We start from the raw sequence: 555 nt of genomic DNA on the forward strand, positions 1-555 counted from the left end.
GTTTGGCGGTCAGCCCCTTGAGGTCGCCGATGCCGTCACCGTTGCTGTCCTGGAAGGAACGGACCAGGACCTCGTAGAAGACGGCACGTTTGAACCACTGCGGGTCGCGGTCCCTGGCCGGGGCGTCCTCGAAGATGTCGGGGACGGGCTCGTTGACTGTCATGGCGCGGGAGGCCCTCCGATCTGCGGCGAGGTGGACGGTCGCTGGACATGGAGCACGTGCGCGGGACGGTGTCCGGGGTCGAGACGCACGTAGTTGGTCCTGCCCCAGTGGTAGGTCTCACCCGTCAGTTCGTCGAGCACGGACGTGGACGCGTGCGGGTCCAGGCCGAGGTGCCGCATGTCCAACGAGACCGTGGCCTCCTGGGTGTGGTGCGGATCGAGATTGACGACCACGACGACGGTGTCCTCGCCCGAGCGCTTGCTGTAGGCGAGCACGGCGTCGTTGTCGGTCGCGTGGAAGTGCAGGTTGCGCAGGTGGTGGAGCGCCCGGTGGCGGCGGCGGATGTCGTTGAGGCGGGTGATGAGGGGGGCGATGGTGCGGCCCTCGCGTTC

The 555-nt window shown here is 68.1% G+C and carries 1 protein-coding gene; it reads right to left on the reverse strand.

Translation table 11 applies throughout. From position 1 onward, the window contains the following. Nucleotides 1–159 precede the first annotated feature (159 nt). A partial coding sequence (locus IG64_RS37185; protein WP_037864971.1) for an alpha-glucosidase C-terminal domain-containing protein occupies nt 160–555 on the reverse strand: 396 nt, incomplete at its 5' end.

This window comes from Streptomyces sp. NRRL S-340, assembly GCF_000720185.1.
Lineage (GTDB): Bacteria > Actinomycetota > Actinomycetes > Streptomycetales > Streptomycetaceae > Streptomyces.